Below are 23177 nucleotides of genomic sequence, written 5' to 3'. Positions count from 1 at the left end.
ACTCAAAATCATAAAAAGTAAAGTTGCGAGCAGTTATTGGAACCTGTCGAACCTGCGCTATTTTTTGATGAAAATTTGTGCTCAAGAGACTGCACTTCGGTGGCCTTTTTTAATACTTATGATCTGAACTGTAAGCCTTAAGCGGTAAGTTGTGATATTGATCTAATTATTTTTTAGTTACAGGAGGCTACATTTACCACTCTAAATTCAGGTCACTATATACTAAAGTATAATCTTAAAATTAATACAGTATTTAGCATTAATTCAATAGGTAATATTGCGAATAGTGTGGTTTGTTCACTGTAATTGTTAATTTTTTTGGTTTGATTATTTTTGATTAGTCTGTTGCTTCTTCTTTTTATTTTATGTTTTCATTTCATTTTTTATTTTAAATTCACTATAAGATTCTGTTTATATTGCCATTTATTTTTGTTTTTTATTGGGTTTTATTTGTGGTGTAAGCAAGTTAATACTCAGCACTTTCCTTACCTTTGTTGATTTTATAACAATTTATATTTTATGTGATTCTTGTGTTTTATTTGTTTTTATAGTGTTGCAGATGTTTTTTTTGTGTGTATATTTGTGCGGTAAAAGCATTTGCAGGTACAGGCTGTTATTGCGGTTATATTTGTTGTTGTTATTAAAAAGGATGTTGCTGTGAATAATATACTTGAGCTAGAAATAGGGCTTTCATTAAATAAGCCGATATATTCGAGTACTTCGAGCGAATTTTTAGATCATGCGCAAAAGTTTCATAATTCTGAACGCGTGAGCATGTTGATTGTTAGTTTATTTGTTTCGGAAAGCTTAGCTCAGTTAGCAAAAATTTACTCGGATCTATTGCAATCCTCCATCGTAAAGAAAGACTACAAAACTTTTTTCAATAACTCATATGATGAGACATTGCATGCGGCAATTAAGCTGTGTCGCCATAAGGCTTATGTGAGTAGCCGTAAGTCAACCTTGAAAAAAATAGCTCTCCTTGGCGATTATCGCTCTTTTCAGCATTGGCTTTATATTGGGCTTGGAGGAAGTTGTGAATTGGCGACGGGAATCGCGTTTTTTGATACTGTCGAAGAGCTTATAAATGCTTGCAATGAAAATGATTTACATAGCGTCATCGTGCAAGCGAATAGCGTGAGCTCTGGTGATGAAGTGAAGGCTGAGAAGCGCCGTATCAATAAGTTAAGAGGTATTTGTAAAAAGAACAATATCGCTTTTGGCTTGGATGAATCGATGATAGAGCTCAAGAATCAATTACTGCTTGCTAAGCAAATTGAACCCGACTTTATTTTGTTAGGTGAGTCCGCAGCTGAGTATCAGGCTCCATTTGGTGCACTGATTATGTCATCGGAAATGTATGAACCTTGGAATGATCCTCAGTTGTGCTTTCTACATTCGTCCACTTTTGGTGGCAACAACTTAATTCTTTCTTTTGTTATTGAGCGACTAAAAAGGCTAGGGAGAGTATCTGCGTCATTAATTTATAAGCTGGATCAGATAGACGCTGATTTTGAAAGCCGTTTGGCTGCGACAGCCAAACATATTAATCCTCATGGGACGAAACTATATCGTTTGCTCGGTTTGGACATTAATGTTAAATCCGCTAAAAGGCTTAGTTTAAAGTTACATAACGGTGACACTATTCTTGATTGTACTGGCAATTATGGGTGCAGTTTACGTGGACATAATCATGAGACCATTGCTACTCAAGTATTGCAATTACATAGTCCAGATAGGGATTACTGGTCGCTATTGTGCAAGAAAATATTTGAACTTACAGAATTTGATGTTGTTCTACCTTCAGTAAGTGGGGCAAGTGCAGTCGACAATGCTGTTCTTGCCGCTCGAATGGCTAATCCTAGCAAACAATACATTGTTACATTTAATAAAAACTATAGTGGAAAAACACTACTATCCATGAGTCTAAGTCAGTATGCATCAGCTGCGACTTGGGCTGATAGTAATGTCTTTGCTCCATACAATGATAGTGTTATTTATGTTGATCCTCACGCCAATGGCGCGAATGAACAGTTAACTAAAGTGCTTACTCAAGGGAATATCTGTCTTGTATGGTTTGAGGTTATTCAAGGGTTTGACTGTTTACCTATTCCTCAAGATGTTTTAGACATTGTAGATTTATACCGTGAAGCGAACGGGTATCTAGTTGGAACAGATGATGTACTTGCTGGTGTATGGAGAACAGGTAACTTTTTGTCTTATCAAGGCAAAGTTAAGAAGCCTGATATTGTAACCTTAGCTAAATCTCTAAGTGATATGTTTTTTCCTATCGGGGTGACGCTTTTGAGTCAGTCAGTCGCTACGGCTGCACAGCAGCATCAACCAGAGCTTTATCAAACGCTTACATCTCGTTATATTAATCAACTTGGTTCTCATATCGCTTATCAAGGACTTGATGACTTATCTTCCCGTTTAAATGAATCACAGATAAAGCAGACTTATACGCGGTTTCGTTTAGCGCTAGAGGATGCGATTTCCAAATCAAAAGTTTTTTCCGCAGTCGTAGGTGAAGGTGGGCTGATTAAGCTGGTACTAAACCAGACATATTTCCCTTCTGCAAAAGCACGCAAAATGCTCTTTGAGCCAGTTGTATCAAATATGTTAATTAAGCATGCTAATTTACTCATTTTTATGTCTCGGCTTAATATGCCCCGCGATATGACGGACGCTGAGATTGCGATTGTAGCTACGAGGTTAAAGCACGCACTAGAATATCAAATCAGCGTCAAACAAGTCTGGGCTAATACGTTTAAGCTGTTATTTAAACTTTGCATGCCGGTTAAGAGTCTAGCTAAAAATGATGCTGAATTTTATCGAGGAAAAAGAATTCTACTGACTGGAGCAACATCTGGAATAGGCTTAAGCTTGGCTATGAAGCTAAGTGAGTATGGCGCGCATTTAATTCTTATCGGACGTCGAGAGTTCGATAAGAAAAGTATGAATATATTAAGAGCAAATACGGAATGTCTTTTTATTCAGGCTGATATTTGTGATGAGAGTGCACGTCGAGAAATTTATAAAAAGACTATGCAGCATTTTCATGGTGTCGATATTGTCATTAATAATGCAGGTATGTCACTGAGAAAAAGCGTCCTGTCCATGTCTAGTGTGCAGGCTCAAGATGCATCTCGAACAACACAGGTAAATTATATTGCAGCTGTTGAAATGACTCAACTTTTTCTTGCTCAGATGATAGAGCAGGGAGGGGGGCAAATAGTGAACTCTCAGTCGGTTGTAACGAATTACCCTTCTCCGATGTTCGCATGTTATGCAGCTAGCAAACAGGCGCTTAAAGCTTATATGGGGACTTTGTCTGTTGAAAATATGGGAAATAATATAAAGGTTACCGATCTTAATTTACCTCTTATAGCAACTCCGATGTCTATGGCGACAAGTGCCTACGGTAACGATGCTTTGTTGTCTGTAGAGCAAGTGATCCCCCAAATTTTAGAGGGCATACGAAAGCAAAAAAGAACTGTCTATTTTAACACTTCGGCCGCTATTGCCGATAAGTTAACTGCAATTATGCCCGAATCAACTGAGTGGCTCATTGGCACCAAATATACGGTTGATATGAATAGTCTTTTGGGGCGGAAAAATCCACCATTCAAAGAAACGATTGAGAAGGTAATTACTAAACTCACTTGTCGAGCTGATCGTTAATTTACCCAATCTAAGGAATGATTTAAATGACGGAGTTTTCATTAAATTACTCGGAACATGTTATGAATTCATTTGCCATCCGAGATGAAGTTCAGAGCCTGACCTATTCAGAGCTTGCTTATAAGGCTGAACAATTGGTTGCCGTTTTGAGTGAAACTATTTTAGCGTCTCAAGCTGTTGCTATTTGCTTACCTAGAACGATTGAATTAGCAGCAACAGTAAGTACTTGTTTTAAAGCTAATATTCCTTACATCCCTATAGATCCTGACTTGCCAAATAAACGTATCGATTGCATGCTGGATCAAAGTCAGCCTGCAGTTATCTTAACGATGCGCAAGATAGCTGAAAATTTAGAATATGATTCAAACTTTATCTATTTAGACACTTGGCTAACTGATAGCAGCCCCCTTTTAGTCAGTCGTTCATCGATCAACCCTTGTGGCTTAACTCATTCAATTGACACTGCTTACATAATTTATACATCAGGCTCCACTGGAAAACCAAAAGGGGTAGAGATGACGCGATGTGCGATCGAAAACTTACTTCAAGCACAGTGCGAATTAGATCCAGAAATTGGCAAACCTTATCGTACTTTACAATTTACCTCGATCAGCTTTGATGTGGCTGTGCAAGAAATATTAACTTGTTTTTATAGTGGTGGAGAATTGGTCATTGCCTCTGTGGAAGATGTTCGCGATCCTAAGGCCTTGTTAAACAAGTTATACCTGCAAAATATAGAGCGTATCTTTATGCCGTCCCCAGTCCTTCAAGCTTTGTCGGAAGAAGCCAAGTTTAACCCCGAGTGCCGGCCAAATGCGTTACGTCTTGTAATTGTTGCAGGTGAAAAACTGGTTATAACTCCCGAGATTAAGGCCTTTTTTAACGATTCCCCAATACGTTTAATTAACCAGTATGGTCCATCGGAAACGCATGTAGTTACCCAGTATACCTGCTTATCTCCACTTTCAGATGAACAGGAAATCCCCGCGATAGGAAAGGTAATAAAGAACGTTGGTATTTATATTATTAATGAGCAAGGACAAATCGTGTCGAACGGCACGGAGGGAGAAATATGGGTATCTGGTGTAGCTGTTGCAAAAGGTTATCTACACGACACAGTGAGAACAGATGAAGTCTTTATTCCCAATGAGTTTGATAACTTATCAGAGAAACTATACAAAACCGGTGATCTGGCAATTAAAAGTGCGCAAGGTTTAATCCATTACAGAGGACGCCGTCATGGTTTAGTCAAGTTGAATGGGTATCGGATTGAGCTGGCTGAGATTGAGTCCATTGCATCAAAGTTAGATAAGGTGAAATATGCACAGTGCTTTGTACTCTCTGCTTCAGAAGAAGAGAATAAGGGACAGCTTGCGTTGTTTATACAAATGGAAAGTGGAATGCGAAGTAATGTACAGGTCAGGAGCGAATTAGCCGAGTATTTACCAAGTTATATGATACCTGTTCGGATTCTTATATCTCAAACGTTACCTTTGAATATTAATCAAAAAATAGATCGCGAAAAAATAAAATCTCTATTTGCTACTAAGTATGACGTCGAATTTGAGCAGTCAAATAGTATTGATGATCATTTGCTACATATATACCGCGAAGTATTGGGGCAGCCGCAATTCGCTATGAACGATGATTTCTTTGATGCTGGTGGCAGTAGTGTGCTCGCTATGATTTTGGTAAGAAACCTGAGGAAACGCTTGAAGCTAGCAATTGATGTTAACGACTTCTATCGTTTTAGGACGCCGGAGTTGTTAGTGGGCTTCTTGAGCAGCCATTAAATAAACGTTGATCATTAGAGATGGCGTTTCATTTTATTTTTAAATTGAAATCAGGAATAACAGATGAAAAATAAAGTTGTAATTACTGGGATTGGTGTTTCTACAGGGTTAGGTCATACTGTGGAGCACTGTTGGCAGGAACTGAATTCAGGGATGTCAGCGGTTAAGATAATTGATCGCTTCGATACCTCAGGTATGAAAACAAATATTGCAGCTTACTATCGAGATAACGCAGTATTTGGTACACCTCGAGGAATTTTAGAGCAGTTATTAGAAAAAGTAGTAGATGAAGCGATTGCAGAAGACGATGAGGGTTTTGATCGTTGTTATTATAGTCTGCCTAATGGGTTATATGACATTGAACCTCGCTTTGCAGCAGACAATGCTGAATCAAAAGTAGAAGATCACTTTTCCACTTTTTTCTATGAGTCAAATCTTGCAGCTCGGATTCTAGAAAAATATCAAATCAGGGATTATCCAGTTTTAGTTTCTACTGCTTGTGCGTCGTCGGCCTCGACACTTCAAATGGCTTATAATGCAATCAAATCAGGGCTAGCAAACCGTATATTGGTGATAGCTTCAGACTGCTCCGTATCTAGAGAAACAATCACAAAGTTTTCAAACCTTTCTGCTCTATCAACGCGAAACGACTCACCTGAAACGGCATCCAGACCTTTCAGTGCAAGTCGTGATGGTTTTGTGATCGGGGAAGGCGCTGGAGCGATTGTTTTGGAAAGTGAAGCTTACGCGCAAAAGCATGGCCGTAAAATTTGTGCTGAACTCGCAGGATGCGCAAGTACCACTGATAACTATCATCGAACTAGAAGTAATCCCAAAGGGCATAAGATCCTTGATGCTATGAGCAGCGCGATCAAAGCTGCCAACCTTGAGTTAGAAGACATTACTTTTGTAAATGCTCATGGAACCAGTACACCTGAGAATGACAAGTTAGAATCGGATACGTTGAGTGATTTATTTCAAGGTTTCTCAATACCGGTTACCTCAATTAAGTCAATGACTGGGCACTGTTTAAACGCATCGGGCATTGTACAGAATGTTTTCAGTGTGAAAAGTATCATGCAAGATGTCATTCCTCCGACTATTAATTATGACGGCACTTGCGAGCATAAGAACATCGTTGTTGTAACCCCCCAATCAGTTCGTCAACGTACCGTGAACCACATACTGTCAAATTCATTTGGTTTTGGTGGGCAAAATGTGTCCCTGGTCTTTTCAAAATATATGAGTTCATGAATCTCTGAGTACGTATTTAAGGGACATAATATGCAATATGAAAAACTACTATCCCCAGTATCTCCACCTGTTGCTTGTGCTTTAGGGGGAGTCGATTTATTGCTCGATACATGGACTGACTATGTACTTGAGTATGACTACCTTGTGGATGATAGTAAGCTATTAGCGGCGCTATCTCAGGCTATCGAGCTCTATCCATACTTCTCTGGCAGGAAGGTTTCCGGGTTACCCCAAGATCATAAAGTGTACATTGATTGTTTTAAAGGGATCGGCTTCAATTTTCATCAGGTGAATACAAGTTATGCTGACGAATGTGACTCTACAAAGCAGGATTGGCAGATATACTTGCCTGATAGCTCAAAACGAAGAAAACATAAATTTTCTGCAACTAGCTTAAAAGCTCCATTATTTTCTGTTAAGCAAACTAATTATCATGATCATACGATACTAGGCTTTAGCGTTTGGCATGCAATTGCGGATGGGGGAGCATTTTTTAATTTTCTTACTACTTTAGTGGCTGCCTATCGTGGCGAGGAGGTTGGAAGCTATCAACAAAAAGAATGTGCAAGCAGTAATGACGAGATTATTGGTGAGTATCATGAAAGTATTCGTCAAGTCTCGCTCACATCAGGTGCTAGAGAAGCCGAAAGCGCCATAGTTACTACAGAATTTACTTTTGGCGGTGACACTTTAGACAAACTAGTAAAGCATTTAGCGCCCCATGGAATTCCTTTATCCGATTATTTGTACGCTTTGGCATGGAAGAGTTCGCACCATATTATGTTAAGCAGTGCATCAGATACTGAAAAATCCAGTCTATATACAGTTTATGACATTCGACAATTCACGGATATTGAAAAGCCACTTGGCAATCATCTGTATTATCCAAAAACAGAATTAACCAGCACAGAGCTTCGTTCTTTAACGTCGCTAGACATTGCTAAAAAGATACGTTCATCTGTGTTCTCTATGGTGGAGCATGCTGAGCAGATAGAGCAAGAGCTTGCTTGGTTAGACAAACACATTACTAATAAAAACTATAAACAGTTTGCGGTGCGGCCTGTTTATGACGCTATCTATGAACCCGCCATTATGTGTAACAACTTAATGCATATCAGTTATGACTCATTCGATTTTGGACATGGGAAACCGGTAAGTTTTGATACACCAAATGAAGAGTATATGCGCTTTATCTCTATTCTACCGAGCCGTGTACAAGGTGGAGAAATTCGTTTTAGAGTCTCCTTGTTTGAACCTGAGCTCGCTGAATTTGAAAGTAATTTTAATAATGAACTCAAGGAGTTTTTCTAATGTATCCACCTATTCCTTCAAACTTGTTGAAACAACGAGCTGAGTTGAGTAATTGGAAGAGAAAAACGATCAGTGAATGGTTGTTTGAGTTTTGTGGGTTGTATGGCAGTCGTATTGCATTGCAAGATGAAGCACATAGCTTCACCTATACTCAATTAGCTGAGAAAATTGACGCTAGAGCTGCCTATTTTGTCTCGTTAGGGATATCAAAAAATGATCGTGTAACCATGAGATTACGCAACCGGGTGGACTTCTTCGTATGCTTTTTTGCTTTGATGCGCATCGGTGCGATACCAGTATTAGCTCTGCCTGCACATAGCATAAATGAAGTGATTGGTGTGATTCAGGATTCTGCTTCGGTAGCTTATATTGGTCATTATACCGATGAGCCCCATGAAGAATTAATTCTTAATTGGCTTGATAAATCTGAGCATGTTAAAAATATATTGCTTGATGTTTTGCCTGCAAAACAGCTAATGAGCACCTCTTTACACCCCTTGGCGCCCGCAAACAATCAAAGTCTGAGTGAGATTGAGCTGTTAAGTAAAAACAGTGAACCTGAGGAAGTCGCATTTATTCTTTTGTCAGGTGGGACGACGGGGCGCTCTAAATTAATACCACGGACACATAGTGACTATATCTACAACGTTGAAATGATGTCTGCACATAGTTACTTAGACGGATCAGTACGTTATCTAGCTGCATTACCTGTAGCTCACAATTTTGCCTTAGGTTGTCCTGGTGTGTTGGGGGTACTTGCTAATGGTGGTACTGCATATTTGGGAGATGCAAACAATATTTTGTCGCTGATCACGATAGTAGATACATACTCAATTACTCATACAGCATTAGTGCCTTCTTTGGCGGATATGTTTGTTGAATCTAAAAAATTAGGTGTGAGTGAGTTTCCTTCGTTAAAGCAGATTCAAGTAGGGGGAGCGTATTTTGCTCCGGATAAAGCGAAAAGTGTGATTGATGAATTGAAGTGTGAATTACAGCAAGTGTTTGGTATGTCTGAGGGTCTCCTTTGCTGCTCAAAAAGAGGTGACTCCTTAGATCAGATTATTCATTCTCAAGGTTCTCCTGCAAGTTCAGAAGATAGGATCAGAATTGTGTCTTCAGATTTAGAAGATGTTGCCGCTGGTGAGGTCGGAGAATTGTTAGCAAAAGGCCCTTACACAATTCATGGCTATTTATTTAACGAACAAGCAAATCAAAAAGATTTTACTACCGATGGATGGTTCATCACAGGGGATCTCGCAAGAAGAAGAGCGGATGGGAATATCCAGATAATGGGAAGAGTAAAAGAGCAGATCAATCGCTTTGGAGAGAAGTTTTCTCCTACTGATGTAGAAGATCTACTCCGTAAAGGTAACAAGATAATACAAAGTTGTCTTATCGCTGTCCCCTGTTCTGAACAAGGAGAGAAGACAGTTTTATTTGTAGTAAATCAGTCGGATCTTAGTGAAAGTGACGTGCGAAAACAATTGCTTGAACATAATCTTTCTAATTACAAACTTCCTGATGAAATAAAATTGATTAGTCAATTACCCCTCACACCCATAGGTAAAACGGACAAACATCAACTAATTAAACTCTACGAGGTATAGGGCGTGAATAAAGGATATTTACAGTACGAAATAGCAGGTGGCATTGAGGCATCACTATGGATCAAAAGTATTCGCAAAAGTGGGCTGAGTCAGAAAGAACTCCTTATTTACGAAGGTAATGGCGTTTGGCAAATCGGTTTTGGTTGTGCTTATGAGGTTTCACTAAATGGAAAAGGTCAATTGTTTGCTGGTAAACATGGCGAAATAAAACCTGTCGAATATGAGGAGTTGTCAACTGGCATTGAAATGGCATTGGAGCAATGTGGAATTGCAAGTCCAATTTGTTTTGGGTTCGCTAATTTTGAACTTGCATATTTAACGCACAAAATGGCTTTTCAGCAATTGGATGCACCTAGAGATTTGCTACGTATCGTTGTACCAGAAGTCGTATTGACACTAGAAAAAGAAATGCAGATCGGAGTCAAAGTTTTGGATAGCCTTTCTCAGGTGGCGATAGATGAGTGGATATCTCAGATTAAGAGCGTCTCTCAGGTTATTAACGAACCAGCTCTTTCATTCAAGATGGGGATTGAGTTGGAAGATTTGCATCGCCATGAGCAGGAATATAAAGAGAATGTGCAGTTAGCTATTGAGAATATAAAACAAGGAGCTTTTGAAAAAGTAATTCTTTCTCGCCGAGTTCGATTATCAAATAAAGTGGACATGATAAGCACCTTTCTAAATGGGCGTTTAAATAACACTCCCGTTCGTTCATTTATGTTTGATATTGATGGCTGCTCAGCTGCGGGGTACAGCCCTGAATTGGTAGTTAAAGTTGATGTTAATAGAAAGGTGTATACCCAACCTTTAGCGGGCACTAGGGCGCTTGGCAATAATGTCGAAGAAACATGGATGCTTAAGCAAGATCTACTTAGTGATCCGAAAGAAATTGCTGAACACGCGATGTCGGTTCGCTTATCTGTTGAAGAACTTGAAGCTGTGTGTGACAAAGAAAGCGTCATAGTAAGTCAATTTATGCACGTTGTTGAGCGAGGTACAGTCCAACATTTAGCATCTATGGTAGTCGGTGAGCTGCGTGAAGGGAAAAATAAATGGGATGCATTTATCAAGCTGTTTCCTGCGGTCACAGCATCAGGGATAGACAAGTTAAATTCTATAGACTTCATTCGTATGGTGGAGCCTGAACCTCGAGGATTATACAGTGGTGCAGTGTTTATGGTGAAGCAAGATGGTTGTCTGGATGCCGCTTTAGTACTGCGTTCCATATTCCATCAAAACGGAAGTTTTTGGCTTCAAGCAGGTGCTGGCATTGTTAAAAATTCTAGAGCTGAACGAGAGTTTGAAGAAACATGCGAAAAGATGAGCTGTGTTGCCAGTTATGTCACTTTTGCAGATGAGCTGGAGTAAATCACATGTTAGTTGACCGTGGAAATTTAACCCGTTTGCTTATCGATATCTTAAAAATCAATGATTCAGAGTTGAGTAAAAGCTTCAGTGAGTCTGGTGGTAACTCTATCATTGCAATGAAGTTTATACTTCGTGCAAAAAAAGAATCAGGATTAGAGATCCCTATAGAGTGGCTGTTTCATAACAAGCCAATCTCGCAATTAATCGATGATATTCATAATTTATTACCCAGTAAAAATTAAACCAAAATACTTTCAAATAAAATATAAAGGATAGCAAAATGAGTAAATCAATTTCTTATGACGAGGCCTACGAAAAAATCACAGCTCTTATTTTAGAGCAGTGTGATTTGGAAGATTTAAATATTGAAAAAATAGAACCTCATCATATTTTAAATGCGGATCTGGGGCTCGATAGCGTTGATTTTTTGAACGTAATTTTCGATATTGAAAGTGAGTTTGGGATTTCTATTCCTTCGGAAGAATGGATGAACCGCGCTAGCGAGCAAGCACTAAATGCTGAGGATAGTGTGTTCCGCCTTAGTAACTTTGTCGAAAGTGTGCTAGAGCTGATTGAAGAAGAAGGAACTGTTTCTGCATGAACATAGAGTACAACCAGCTTATTGATCGGATTGTTGAGCATAATGGCTTAGATACGATCATCTGCGAAAGCGAGGTGCCCGATCGGGCACCGATCTTTGAGGGGCATTTTCCTGGAAACCCAATAGTTCCGGGTGTGATCCTAATTGAGATGATGGCTCAAGCAGGTGGTTATATTCATATGCTAAGTAAAGATTTTGAAGAGATGGCTTATTTAGCAACTGTCCGCTCTGCCAAGTTTCGGAACTTTGTAACTCCAAATCAGGTGTTAACGATCAAAAGCAAAATTACACACCATGGAGGTGGTTATCTTATTTGTAAAGCAAAAATTTCTGATGCCGCAGGTGGGGTTGTCGCGGATTCAGAACTGATGTTGAAGCTACAAAACTTTGCCAATGAAAAAATGAGAGAATATATAAAAAACATTGCGTTGCAAGCAGGGTGGAATGGACATGATTTATAATGCATATATCTTAGGTGTAGGTGCATCTTTAGAAAATGAAATATTTAATACATTTTCAGATATCAACTTAGACAATGACAGATTAATTGGACTTGAACAGATCCAATATTCTAATTATATAAAAAAAAAGCGTGATTTGAATAATATGTCTGAAAGCCAGCGTTTATTGGCTGCGGCAGCAGGTGAAGCAATTACAACTTCCGTACTCTCAGAGCAGCCCGAGGCGCTTGAGAATGCAAACATATATACGGTATGTTCAATTGGAGAGCGTGATGTTAAAGTTGATGAGCGCTCAAAGCTTGCTTGGACGCAAGATCCAGCTTCAGTTAATGCTGAAATCGCAAGATTGAGGCCGACTCAGCTATTAATGGAGTTGGCTAATCTTTATTCCGCGAATATTTCAATCCTATTCAATATGTGTGGCGAAAGCTTAACCTTTATTGGGGAGCAAAATGCTGCTTCACAAGCTTTCAAACATGCCATTGAGCATTCACGGACCGCGACTGAATCTTCACTTTCGTTAGTTGGAGGGGTTAGTAATGGCAGTCGAGAAATCATTAAGGAATCTATTAATCAATCAGTTAACTGTATCGCACAAGGCCGAAAGTTTGCCAAAGCGTCGGCCAGTACACTGATATCGACTAACGAAATACATCGTGATATCGCAGTGGCACAGGTCTCTTTTTTGGGTTCTTATGATGAATCATCATTACTTAAGCAAATGGATGCTCCACACTATATAAGCTGTCTTTTAACAACTGAGCTTACAATGGATATCGATAGTAGCCTCGATCTAATTACGGAGGGTGATGGTTCACGTATTGTTAATTTAACAAAACGATTTGGGTATCTTGCAGAAGCGTCATTGAGCTTTCAATTTGCACTTGCCGTAGTGTTGTTAAATAAGTACTCGGAAAAGCGTTTTCTTGTTGCTTGCCAAATGGTAGATGGACGCTATCAAACGTATGAAATATCTAAATAATATTGAGAGATAGAAATATGTTAGTAGGTAAAGAAGCGCTTGAATACTCCTCAAGGAATATACTGAATAATCAACGTTATCCTTTTTCTCCTTTTCCTGAGGGGTGGTATGCGGTCGCACTGGCATCAGACATTTCTGTCAAAGGGGTTGAGCCGACTAGAATTTGTGGTGAAGAAATTGTTGTATATCGTGCTGAAAGCGGTGACATTCATGTAGTTAAAGCTTTTTGCCCTCACCTTGGTGCACATTTGGGGTTTGGTGGCGTTGTTCAAGGTGACTCTATTCGCTGTCCTTTTCATGGGTGGAGGTTCGATTGTACTGGGAGTTGTGATGATGTTCCAGAGATGCAAAAACCTCTGAAAGTCAAAATTGGGACCTTACCTTGTAAAGTTGTGAACGGTATGGTGATGGCTTGGTGGTCTCCTGATAATGATAAAAAACTTCAGCCCCACTGGGAAGTTAAGCCCGTTGATTTAGATGGGTGGACAGAACCTGTATTGAACGAAGAGTGTGTCTGGGTATTAAATACTCACGTCCAAGAGATTGCCGAAAATGGGGTGGATGTTGCACATTTTAGTGTTGTACACGGGGCAAATAAAATCGGTGAAATTGAATCGATTGAATATGATGGTGCGATAGCAACTTGGAAGTCAACGAGTCAGCTCTCTACTCAAGCAGGGGAAGTCGACTCGATAACTAGAGTACGGTTATTTGGGCTAGGTTTGCAGCAAGTTTACGCTCTATCTACGAATAAATTTCCATCAGCGAGGACGTTTTTGCATTCAACTCCAATAGATGAAAATTCGATCTGTATTCGTCTTGCTGTGTCGGTTCAGAAAACCGGAAAAGATAATCGTGATTTGCAGATGCTTAATTTTTTGATCCCAAAGTTAGCTGCGGAATTAGCGAAAGACTTTGATATTTGGGAGCGTAAGAAATACCTAGTAAGTCCACCAATAAGCAGAGTTGATGGCCCGATTCGGCAATTTAGAAAATGGGCAACGCAATTCTATCTTGAATTAGCAACTTCTGATCGATAGTTATTTTTGAGGGAGATAGTAGCATTTTGTTTGCGCAATTTGATTAACTACCTCTCCCGATCACAGAGGCGTAATCTTTTAAATAGGGGAGCTTGGTATGTACCTTTCCACAGAGGTTGAAAAAGTAGCGAGGAAATTTAGTGCGCCACCGTTTAAATTTGATGGGTGTTTTACTCATAGCTATGAAGGAGAAGAGTATTTCAAGTTTATTTTAATAAATGCATTCTCTATAGCTTTACCAAGCGGTGAAAAATTTTTTATTGATAGTTTAAAACGAAACCTGTCTGCTATTAAAGATTCAAAGACTAAAAATGCAGTTCGTATATTTATGATGCAAGAAGCAGTGCATAGCAAATATCATATTATTTATAATAAAACGTGCTGTAAAGAAAATGGTTATTCACTACAGCGCTTAGAAGCTCCTTTTCTATTTAATAGTGCTTATGTTGCAAATAATAATACTGCTCAATACTGCTTAGCGCTAACTGTATGTCTAGAACATCTAACTGCGGTAGCCAGTGAAGCTTTACTAACTCATGATTGGTTGGCAATCTGTGCTCCGCAAGTGAAGGAATTTTGGAAATGGCATGCACTAGAGGAAATAGATCATCGCTCAGTTGCTTACGACCTTTATCTGTCTACGTATAATAATAAAGCTTTTCTAGAGCAAGTGATGGGTGAAGTATATTTGAAGTTTGCCCGCTTCCTTGAGATAACCATGTGTAATATGGCAAGTAGTGATGGCAAAGATACTAAAGCACTAAAGTGTTGGCTCCGAGAGTCAGATTTTATGGTAGGTAAAAAGGGGGTGATACCATATTTTATGAAACTAATTGAACGTTTCTATGAAGTGGACTTTCATCCTGACAGCCATTTTAACCTCATGGTCTTAGAATCTCTGTAGTGAATTGGCCTCGTCATCATTGGCGAGGCATTCTAATTAACTAAAAAGCTTATAAGCCATTCCAAGCACAGCAATCACTGTTGCCAAGATAAGAACGTATGACATTTTCTTCGCTGAATCTAGTTCTTCCCCATACCCCATATCGTTAATCATGTGTTTTATACCTGCAAAAGCATGATAAATAAAGGCGGTAAAAATCCCTAAACAGACTAATTTAACAAACCAATGCTGAAGTGCTGATACAACAGTGTTGAAGCCACTCTCTGAGTCTAGGCTTAGATATAGGGCATACAGAACAATAGGGAAAGAAAGAAAAAAGAGTACACCGGTAACCCTGTGTGCAAAGGATACATATGCCGTGATTGGAACCTTAACTTTATGAAGGCTCATAAAAACTGGTCGTTTCTTAGTTTGTTTCATACTAACTTCCATTAATTATAGAGATTTTATTAAATTATTTTACGTAAAATACAAATATGATACAAGTTATAAATACTTTAGAACTGACTAGTTTAGTGCTGGGGGATCAGGTCATTATAAACCTTCTTGTGTTAGAATAGTTGTTGCCTCTAACTTTTAATAGTGTAATTGCCTATCATAGACTTTTATTGTCAAAAAACTTTAACAAAGGCCACACTGTTAGCTGCATTCCTCCTGGGCCCATAATTATAGTGAATGATGGCAGGCGCTTGTTTTTTCTTTATTTGATAACTAACCTTCAGCATGTTTTCGCAGTTCTTCTAGCATGCTCGAATTTCCAATCATTTCATCAAGTACAGAGTGAACATTATCATTAGTAGAGTGTTGGTAAAGTGATAAAATATGTTGGGCAATTTGTTGGCTATTGCCATCTTCAGAGTTTTGTGATTGATAGTATAGCGATATCAAGCCTTGCCCCGCTAAACGGCGAATATAATCGTTAGGCTCATGCTGCAGTAGTGAAGTAAAGCGCTCAGTCAGGCGTTGATCGAGCACGGGTGCTTGAGTAATGACTTCAATGGCTTGAATTTTGAATTTCTCATCATCACTATTCGCGGCCAGCTCCAAAATATTATCGACTACCGCAAAGTCATACTCAGGTATTTTTGATTTATTCAAAATATACATATTCATTTGTAGTTGAGTTAAGGCTGCTAGCCTATCGATATCTGTGGCATTTGGGTTGAGTATTTGCTCTCGTAATTGCGTGGTTATTTTTTTCGCATAATCAGAGTCTGACTTGATGCGTAGTTCATAGTCTTGCGGTAAGTCGGCATAAAAACCGTAAAGTGGGTTGCTTTCACGCATTTCATCAATTTCTTGCTGCTCTTTTTCCGTCAGTATAGCAAGCACTAATTCCTTAAAATCATCGTTATTATATTCTTGATCTATAGAAGTATTTTTTATTTTTAGGGCGGCAACTTGTCGCTGTAAAGATATTATCTTGTTATGCAATTGGGTAACTGAAAGTTCGTTATTGTTATTATTCAGTGGCATATTCGTAACAATGAGCGATGACTGTTCAGCGCTGCTTTTGTCGCTAGGTGAGCTTACTGGTTTGAAAAATGTGCCGTAACACGAGATTGCAAGTGCAACTGAGGCAAGGGTTATTGCGACTGATCCTTTACTAATAGGCATGTGGTTGTAAGCTCCATATCTGAAAAGGCTTAATTTACCGCTTTTGGGGCTTTAAGTCTGTTAAAAGATGTAGAAAGCTAAGCGCACTTCAGCGTAGTAAAAATTTATTCGCTAAATAAATATGATAGGTAGCGAAGATTATTGCAACGATGAAAGTGCGCTTCATTCTTATGCTTAGTTTTTTGCATACTGTTCGGCTTGTTGCCATACGCGCAGCACATTGCCACTGAGGATTTTTTTGATATCTTTGTCACTGTAACCACGATCCATTAATCCTTGCACTAGATTCGGGTAGCTAGATACATCTTTTAAGCCTACTGGCAGTGAATCACCAACACCATCGTAATCAGAGCCGATGCCAACATAATCGACACCAATTAGCTCAACAACATGATCGATATGCTCAAGTACTTGCTCAAGACTCGCAAATGGATATGGGTTTTTAGCACGATACGCGGCATCAAAATCTTGACTTAATTTAGTGCCTTCTTTTTTGGCCGACTCTTTTTTACTCTTTAACTGCTTGCCCCAATCACCTGCTTTAGCGGTTACAAAGCTTGAACCAAAGTTTATTTGAATAACCCCGCCGTTCTTTTTCAGCGCTAGTAGCATATCGTCATCCATATTACGCTCAAAACCAGGCGTATATTTGCGCAGTGATGAGTGTGAGGCAATAACCGGTGTTTTAGATAGCTCCATTACTTGATAAAACGCATCATCTGAAATATGTGAAACATCAATCAGCATGCCGATACTGTTCATCTCAGTAACCAGTTTTTTACCAAATGGGCTTAGACCTTTCCATTTACGGCGAATATCATAAGATGAATCTGAAATATGGTTGCTTTGTGAATGAGCAAGGGTGATATAGCGTACACCACGATCAAAAAAGTGCTGTAGGTTTGCCATGTCACCTTCAATTGGTGAGCCGTTTTCCATCCCCATTGCAATCGACATTTTGCCTTGTTTAAACTGCTTTTTAATATCGTTCGTTGAATCGGCAATAGCAAATTTGTCAGGGGCGCGCTGGGCAATCTCTTCCATACTATCAATGAGTTGATTTGCTAGCTGAAAGCTTTTACCTTTCCCTTCAAACTCCAAATGCGCAGGAATATAAATCGACATAAATGGCGCATTCAAGCCACCTTTAACTGCGCGTGGGTAGTCAAAATCACCGTCATCAGTGGCTTTAGTAACATCAGCCCATTTAGCATGAATACGGTACGGCACATCGATATGAGTATCGATTAAAATAGTGTCTTTGGTGAGTTTAATTGCTTTAGCTGATGCGCTAATGTCTGCACCTTGCACTTGGCTTGATAAAGCAAGTGCAACGGCAATAACTACTGAGCTTAGTTTTATCATTTTTAATGGCTCTTTGAGTAAAAAAGCCATTGTCTATTTTTACAACTAGGGTTACAAGTTTACTCGTTAAATGGTGTGTCACTTTGCAGTGCTTTAAATTCACCTTTAGAAATAATAGTTACAGATTCATGCAGTTCTGAAAAAAACACCATGGCCTCGCCATTGTGTAGTTGTTGTTTTACCTGCGCCACTTTACTTTCAATACTGAATTCTTGCTCACCGTAATCGGTGCCTTCACGTAGCACATAACTTTCAATTAAATTGTATAAAGTGTCTTTATCTAGTTGCTCATGGGGAATGATCATAACTGCTCTTTTTTGACGATTTGGGTGAAGAAATCTGGCACTACATACTCTAACCAATAAATCGGTTTAAATGGATTTTTTCCACTTATAAAGCCAACATGGCCGCCTTTTTCGGAGATTTGCAGCGTAACATGCTCACTAACATCTTGCCTACTGGGTACAGCTTTAATTGACAGCATTGGGTCGTCTTTCGCATGAACAATTAATGTGGGTGTTGTAATGTGTTTTAAATAAGGCTTAGCGCTGGCTTGTTGATAGTAATCTTCAGCACCAATAAAACCATGTAAAGGAGCTGTGAGTTTATCGTCAAACTGCCATAAATCATCAATTTCCATTAGCTGAACTGGCGTTAAATCAATCTGTTTTGTGATTTGCGGTAATTTACGCTGCATCGATTTTTTCATCCGATCGAGTAAATATTTTTGATAAATCTTAGCCAAACTTTTACGAATAACTTGGCATGATGGCGACAAATCATAAGGGGCCGAAACAACCGCCGCGCCATCAAGTAAACATTGTTCGCCTTGTTCACCTAAGTATTTGGCCAGTACGTTACCGCCGAGTGAAAACCCAACTGCAACCATCAAGCGACCTGGAAACTGCTGCTTAAGTTGTTTTATAAAAAAATCGAGATCGCCAGTTTCGCCACTGTGATATGCACGGGGTAGGCGGTTAACTTCAGTAGAACAGTTACGAAAATGCATTAAAACAACACTAAAACCCTGTTTTTTTAGGGCTTTCATCATGCCTTTGGCGTAAAAGCTATTGATATTACCTTCCAGGCCATGCAATACAATTGCCAGCGGCGCGTTATCGTTTTTGGGTTGTGACCAAGCGAGCTCTAAAAAATCGCCGTCGGGAGTATCAAGCTGCTCTAACTGGTAGCGAGTATTATGAAAAGGCCGAAAAAACCGTGGCATAATGGTTTGCACATGGCGATTAGTCATCCACCAAGCTGGCTTGAAATCTGTAGACATAAGTTAAAACATGTTTAGCTAATAGAATCGCTAGTGTAACAAACTTTTAATAATAAAAAGCCCCTAATCAAATAACTTGATAGGGGCTTTGTGCGTCGTGCTTAATTTTAATTGGGTGTTTTGTCGTCATGTACTTTCTTAATAAAAAAGTACACAAAGAAAAGGCATAATCCGATCACGATTCCCAGAAAACCAAATGATAAAAATAGTACTGGGTCACTAAAAAAGTCTCTGAAGAATACGTCCATAAATGCCTCCTAATGTTGATGGATTAATGATAGAGACAGTTTGACTAGGTTGTTATGATCCAGATCAAGCTATTTTCCTAAGTTGATTAGCAGTGATACAGAAGTTGATTTGGATCAAATCAGTTAGCGAGTTTGCAAGGAGAAAGGTTAAAGTGGCAAAGCTCTAGGGAGTTTGTGGGCCATTATTAATGAAAAAACTGGAAAGCTAACAGTCTTTGCATTTTTATTTTAAACTGTATTGGTTATAAAAACTGTAATACAGGGGGAGATCTTGAGGGTTACACGGATAGTTAAATACACTTTAGTGATGGCATTTTTTTATGTAAGTTTAGGTTTCTTAACATCACAAGTTATCAATATGATTGCGAGACTAACCTTTGAAGACTTTTTCGTAATCCAGTTAATCCCCTCAGCTTTCTTATCCATATTCATGTATGGGGTTATGGCTTACAGAAGTTCAAGCCATAATTGGCAATATGCATGTGCAGTTTATGTGTTGGGGTTTTTATTTAGCACTGCGATCACTTCGTTTATTTTGCAAGAGTTGTTTATCCCGCCAACTTTAGCTTTTGAGCTACCTATTTTACTTTTAAGTACAGTTATAGGAACATTAATAGGTATCAGGTTGAGAACCAAAAATAACAACAAGCCTACAGCCGCGGAATTCAAGCGCTAAAGCACGACCTACACAAGCGCTAGTATATTTTACTGGCTTTTCTTTAAAGCGTAGCGCCTCGAAACCCTCATTGTGGATAAATCACTTTAAAATTTTGTACAAAAAAAGACAGTGAGACAGATAAAAATATATTCGCAGCTAAAGCTGGCTCCTACAGGTATGAATATCCGTGGGCAATGGTTTTAGCCATGATTGCCCTAACTATATCCCAAACACAAGTTCGCACCGAGCTGCTTACAGCTTAAGCAAATACAACCTAATATTATTCGGCTCCGGATGCGTAGCTAATCTAAATTTATTAACCGCATCTATCAACATCTCTTGCTGCTGCTTTTCTAGTTTTAACTCGGCGCTGAGTAGTTCTTTACGAATTGCGGCGTAATCTGCAATCTCGGTGTGGTTGGCTTTTAGGTAGGCGCGTGTGGCACGCAAGGGCGTTAATACCTGCTGATCAAACTCACTAATACATTGCGCAAGTTTGTTTAACTGAGTTTGACTAATTTCTAGATTGATAGAATCTAAATAGTACAGCAACAAGCACAGGTTAACGTTTTTACCTTGCTGGTTTTGGTAATCTAATAGGCGTGCTTGCATGTCTCCTTCACTGTAAAGGCGACATGCAAATTGCCAAAAGTCATCGCTGTTAAGCAAGTTCATTGACAAACGCCTGCTCTTTTTCTTCCATCTCTTCAAGGGCCATTAATAGTTCTTCTTCGATGTCATTTACTTTCGGTGTCAATGTCGCTTGCTTTGCAATAAGTTCTTTTAATTTCGCTTTGTTGTCATCGTTATAAAGCTCGTTATCGCCTAGAGCAGCATGTAGTTTAAAAATTAGGCGGCTAAGTTCATACTAATACGTAAACTCTAAGTACGCGACCAACAGCGTGAAAAAATACTGATAAAGCTACGAGCTACCAAAGAAGCACTAAATTTTTTAACAAAATATTTGTTCGGTCCTTTTTGTGTTCCACGAAGCAGTGGTTCTAGGTTAAATAATCACTGTTCTTGCTTGGATTGTAACATGTACCCATTTTAATTTAACTCCTGTTGACTTTGTTAACATTTGGTTCTAAAGTGGGTTCAAAATTTGAATGGCTTGCTTGATAAGTTGGAAGCATAAAAGCAGGTGTGATTTATAAAAGGAATTTATAATGATGCGAAGGATTACGTATAAATATGTTGGGTTGTATGTCGCCTTTTTACTGGCAACCACTGTTAACGCTAACTCAGCATTGGCTTCTAATGAAAATTGCTCTGCAAAATTTCAAGTAAGACATTTTCAGCCACAGATCTGTTACTCTGAATACAATCAGAATAGCTGTAATGATATATGTGCAGCAGCAACTCCAGCTAGTCAACCAGCTTGTTTTAAAGAGATAACTTTGCCTTGTGATATAGTTGCTGATATTCGTTCGACAGCAAAGGGTTATCAGCAAGAAGGCGAGCAAGCGTGGTTTCACGTGAGTGATATACTCTCCTATGCACCACTTTATACCGAGCTATATGTATTCCAAGCATCTCTTCATCACGAACTCTACCAAGATTATATAAACACACCAACAGCATATAGTTTTACGCCAGCAAGTGACGAACTCCGCAGGCAAAACTTTAGGTTAAATTTGTTAGATAGCCTCGAAAGAGCGGCAACGGCATTAAGGTATGCTGCGGTTTATCGACGTTATTCATTTGGTATTGAAGTGGAAACTAGGTTAAATGAGACCTTTGTGAAGATGATGTCTGATATCGATGAGTTTCCATACTTTTCAGCGGCTGATAAACAGCATTTGAAAAATGAACTTAACCAGAGCCTGTCAAGACAAGTTAGTCTATGGGATAGATTAAAAAAATATAGTTTAGCAACGATAGCTAAAAATCGAGTGAAACATTTAAATCGACGTCTGAATACCTACGCATCACTTGTTCAGAACTTACCAACAGATCTTCAAAATAGCATGCTTGAAAAATCGAGCATACTTGATAAGTATATAAATATAGCATTATCTAGCTGCGAGCAAGGCATTTGCTTTAACGAAGTTATAGCTCCACAGGGCACGCCATTTTATCCTAACTTCGATAATCGCTTATCTTATTTTGAACAATCATTGATAGCGTTAGCCAATGAAGCGTCAGCATTGGGTTATGTATATGATGGAAACTACCAGCTAATTCCGCCACAGCAACTTAGGTTTCCAGATTTAGCTGGTTTTGTCAGCGATAAATTATCTGATTATCAAAACGAACGCACAAATGTAAATCTCGATCGCCTTGGTACAGCCATCAATATTGCTTATTTAGCTAAAAACGCAACTGGACAGCAAACACTAGCTAAACTATCTCAGCTAGCCAATATTATTAATAATCAAGGGCTTGTGACATTAGAGACTTTGGCAGGTCAACCTATTCTGTTATGTGAGGAATTTAACGAAATTAGCCCAGAGATGGCTCGAATAGTAAGCGAGAGTTTTGAGCTAGGAAAGGAAGCCAACAGAATAATCGCTATCATGCATAACAGTGACGATTACCAAGAATTGCTATTTCAATTAACAAATATAATCTCAAGAATGCAAGCACTAGCAAGCCAAAGTAACAGAATTAAAAATGTCGAACAATTTAAAGAAGATCGTATTGTGACCATCAATTGGCAACTGTTTGATTTGGCTGAAATGAGCAATGATGAGTTGTTAATAGAGGTAGAGTATTTTGATTATAACGGGATGTTTTGGATCCCAAGAATGTCGGATGGTTTGCTAGAGCTATTTCCTTCAATCGAGAGCCTAAGTACATCAACAAATTCACTATTGCCTACAGCTGTTGGTATTAATTCCCCATTGAATAACCTGCAGCTAAAAATCAGGCAGTCTGCATTTCATGGATGCTCTGAAAATAATAAGCAAATTAACATGGTCGTTAAAATTACTGATGAAAATGCGATAGTAAGCCGTCAGGTCCTTACTGCAACCCTCGAGCAACTATAAGTTTTA

The 23177-nt window shown here is 38.9% G+C and carries 19 protein-coding genes and 1 pseudogene; 13 read left to right on the top strand and 7 right to left on the bottom strand.

All coding sequences use genetic code 11. The features are described 5' to 3' along the window. The first annotated feature begins 657 nt into the window (after positions 1 to 657). The 12 genes from J7338_RS05085 to J7338_RS05030 all read left to right on the top strand — a co-directional run bounded on the left by J7338_RS05085 (position 658) and on the right by J7338_RS05030 (position 15008). The gene (locus tag J7338_RS05085; RefSeq protein WP_210796048.1) at positions 658 to 3684 is read left to right on the top strand and encodes an SDR family NAD(P)-dependent oxidoreductase; all 3027 of its coding nucleotides are present in this window, start codon (positions 658 to 660) and stop codon (positions 3682 to 3684) included. Positions 3685 to 3710: 26 nt separating this feature from the next. Beyond that, positions 3711 to 5477 (top strand): non-ribosomal peptide synthetase, encoded by a 1767-nt coding sequence (locus J7338_RS05080; RefSeq protein ID WP_210796047.1) that lies wholly within the window; start codon positions 3711 to 3713, stop codon positions 5475 to 5477. Between the two features lie 63 nt (positions 5478 to 5540). Then, complete coding sequence (locus J7338_RS05075; protein ID WP_210796046.1) at positions 5541 to 6731, top strand: beta-ketoacyl-[acyl-carrier-protein] synthase family protein; 1191 nt, start codon at positions 5541 to 5543, stop codon at positions 6729 to 6731. 30 nt (positions 6732 to 6761) lie between these two features. Further along, on the top strand, positions 6762 to 8042 hold the full coding sequence (locus J7338_RS05070) for an acyltransferase (RefSeq protein ID WP_210796045.1): 1281 nt from the start codon (positions 6762 to 6764) through the stop codon (positions 8040 to 8042). Continuing rightward, complete coding sequence (locus tag J7338_RS05065) at positions 8042 to 9652, top strand: AMP-binding protein (protein WP_210796044.1); 1611 nt, start codon at positions 8042 to 8044, stop codon at positions 9650 to 9652. The genes J7338_RS05070 and J7338_RS05065 overlap by 1 nt, the downstream gene beginning before the upstream one ends. A gap of 3 nt (positions 9653 to 9655) precedes the next feature. Then, positions 9656 to 11020, top strand: a complete 1365-nt coding sequence (locus J7338_RS05060; RefSeq protein WP_210796043.1) for a salicylate synthase — start codon at positions 9656 to 9658, stop codon at positions 11018 to 11020. Between the two features lie 5 nt (positions 11021 to 11025). Next, positions 11026 to 11262: an acyl carrier protein gene (locus tag J7338_RS05055; protein ID WP_210796042.1), complete on the top strand. Its 237-nt coding sequence runs from the start codon at positions 11026 to 11028 to the stop codon at positions 11260 to 11262. Positions 11263 to 11300: 38 nt separating this feature from the next. Further along, positions 11301 to 11621: a phosphopantetheine-binding protein gene (locus tag J7338_RS05050; protein WP_210796041.1), complete on the top strand. Its 321-nt coding sequence runs from the start codon at positions 11301 to 11303 to the stop codon at positions 11619 to 11621. After that, positions 11618 to 12082 (top strand): 3-hydroxyacyl-ACP dehydratase FabZ family protein, encoded by a 465-nt coding sequence (locus tag J7338_RS05045; RefSeq protein ID WP_210796040.1) that lies wholly within the window; start codon positions 11618 to 11620, stop codon positions 12080 to 12082. The genes J7338_RS05050 and J7338_RS05045 overlap by 4 nt, the downstream gene beginning before the upstream one ends. Next, the gene (locus J7338_RS05040) at positions 12072 to 13064 is read left to right on the top strand and encodes a beta-ketoacyl synthase N-terminal-like domain-containing protein (RefSeq protein ID WP_210796039.1); all 993 of its coding nucleotides are present in this window, start codon (positions 12072 to 12074) and stop codon (positions 13062 to 13064) included. Before J7338_RS05045 ends, J7338_RS05040 begins: the two co-directional genes overlap by 11 nt. Before the next feature lie 17 nt (positions 13065 to 13081). After that, positions 13082 to 14104 (top strand): Rieske 2Fe-2S domain-containing protein, encoded by a 1023-nt coding sequence (locus J7338_RS05035; protein ID WP_210796038.1) that lies wholly within the window; start codon positions 13082 to 13084, stop codon positions 14102 to 14104. A 97-nt stretch (positions 14105 to 14201) separates the two neighbouring features. Next, the gene (locus J7338_RS05030; RefSeq protein WP_210796037.1) at positions 14202 to 15008 is read left to right on the top strand and encodes a metal-dependent hydrolase; all 807 of its coding nucleotides are present in this window, start codon (positions 14202 to 14204) and stop codon (positions 15006 to 15008) included. 36 nt (positions 15009 to 15044) lie between these two features. Here J7338_RS05030 and sdhC read toward each other — a convergent pair whose 3' ends face one another. From sdhC to J7338_RS21100, 7 genes and pseudogenes are all read right to left on the bottom strand, one after another. Beyond that, positions 15045 to 15428, bottom strand: coding sequence for a succinate dehydrogenase, cytochrome b556 subunit (gene sdhC / locus J7338_RS05025; protein ID WP_210796036.1), 384 nt, complete (start codon positions 15426 to 15428; stop codon positions 15045 to 15047). A 291-nt stretch (positions 15429 to 15719) separates the two neighbouring features. Continuing rightward, a complete protein-coding gene (locus tag J7338_RS05020) occupies positions 15720 to 16625 on the bottom strand; it encodes a hypothetical protein (RefSeq protein ID WP_210796035.1) in 906 nt (301 codons plus the stop codon). A 174-nt stretch (positions 16626 to 16799) separates the two neighbouring features. Beyond that, positions 16800 to 17990, bottom strand: a complete 1191-nt coding sequence (locus J7338_RS05015; protein ID WP_210796034.1) for a dipeptidase — start codon at positions 17988 to 17990, stop codon at positions 16800 to 16802. Positions 17991 to 18049: 59 nt separating this feature from the next. Then, a complete protein-coding gene (locus tag J7338_RS05010; protein WP_210796033.1) occupies positions 18050 to 18295 on the bottom strand; it encodes a YheU family protein in 246 nt (81 codons plus the stop codon). Then, a complete protein-coding gene (locus J7338_RS05005; protein ID WP_210796032.1) occupies positions 18292 to 19272 on the bottom strand; it encodes a hydrolase in 981 nt (326 codons plus the stop codon). The genes J7338_RS05010 and J7338_RS05005 overlap by 4 nt, the downstream gene beginning before the upstream one ends. A gap of 1158 nt (positions 19273 to 20430) precedes the next feature. After that, positions 20431 to 20853: a TIGR02444 family protein gene (locus J7338_RS05000; RefSeq protein WP_210796031.1), complete on the bottom strand. Its 423-nt coding sequence runs from the start codon at positions 20851 to 20853 to the stop codon at positions 20431 to 20433. Beyond that, positions 20840 to 21022 (bottom strand): annotated as a pseudogene (locus J7338_RS21100) (hypothetical protein); the annotation flags it as partial. The gene J7338_RS05000 and the pseudogene J7338_RS21100, both read right to left, overlap by 14 nt. Positions 21023 to 21347: 325 nt before the next feature. Here J7338_RS21100 and J7338_RS04995 point away from each other — a divergent pair. Beyond that, positions 21348 to 23171, top strand: a complete 1824-nt coding sequence (locus tag J7338_RS04995; RefSeq protein ID WP_210796030.1) for a hypothetical protein — start codon at positions 21348 to 21350, stop codon at positions 23169 to 23171. The last annotated feature ends 6 nt before the right edge of the window (positions 23172 to 23177 follow it).

It is taken from the genome of Pseudoalteromonas ostreae, assembly GCF_018069805.1.
GTDB classification, from domain to species: domain Bacteria; phylum Pseudomonadota; class Gammaproteobacteria; order Enterobacterales; family Alteromonadaceae; genus Pseudoalteromonas; species Pseudoalteromonas ostreae.
Note: the sequence above shows the minus strand (reverse complement) of the source record. Positions and strands in the feature narration are given on the sequence as shown.